This window comes from Haloarcula pellucida, assembly GCF_014647235.1.
GTDB lineage: Archaea > Halobacteriota > Halobacteria > Halobacteriales > Haloarculaceae > Haloarcula > Haloarcula pellucida.
The window spans coordinates 1-793 of the sequence record NZ_BMOU01000024.1 but is presented as its reverse complement, the minus strand read 5'-3'; the positions used below and the strand labels follow the sequence as shown (position 1 = coordinate 793).

Sequence of the window (793 nt, the reverse complement as noted above, 5' to 3'; positions counted from 1 at the left end):
TACAACACGTTCACGACCGAGCATGACATCCCGGCCGACAAGGTGGGCATCGCGATGCGCGTCGACTTCTACGGCGATCTCGACAGCAACAACCTCTCGCATCAGGTCAAGCTCTTCGTCGATGGCAACGAGGTCGGGGGCTATCCACGCAACGTCGAGACGACCGGACTGGAGTGGTTCACGACGGCCGGCGCGAACAACATCAGCACGCTCTCGGCCGGCGAGCACGAGATCTCTATCGAGGTGACAGAGGCGGGGACGGCCGACGAGCCCGGCTTCAACATCGACTGTGTGGCGTTCTACGACAGCCGCTACCCGCCGGGCTTCACCGAGACCGTCGTCGACGGCGTCATCACGGGCCCGGACCTGCATCCCGACGGCGTCGAGCGCCAGACGACCGACGCCACGACGTTCCTGTCGGTCGTCGCCGGCGAGCTGCAGTCGGCGTGGAACGACATCACCAACGGCGACCAGCAGGTCGCGATCAGCAACGACCAGGGCAGCAACTGGCTCACGGCCGCCAACTCTGCGTCTGTCTCGGGCTCGTTCGCATCTGCGACGGCCCAGATCCGCGCTCGCTTCCGGTTGAGTGGTTTCGACACGGACCCGAACACGTCGCCGGCCGGTCGAAAGCAAGCCCACGAGGTCGACCTGTACGACCTCTACGCCGACCTCGACGACACGCCGCTACTCATCGACAAGACGGTCGACGAGCAGGCTCTCGAGGCGCTGCAGAACATCGCGAACTTCTCCGACTCGATCTTCGCGCTGACGTGGGACGAGTCCATCGACG

1 pseudogene is annotated in these 793 nt (G+C 64.8%); it reads left to right on the top strand.

Features of this window, described 5'->3' with window-relative positions:
- Nucleotides 1-793, top strand: a pseudogene (locus IEY28_RS20500) (hypothetical protein); the annotation flags it as partial.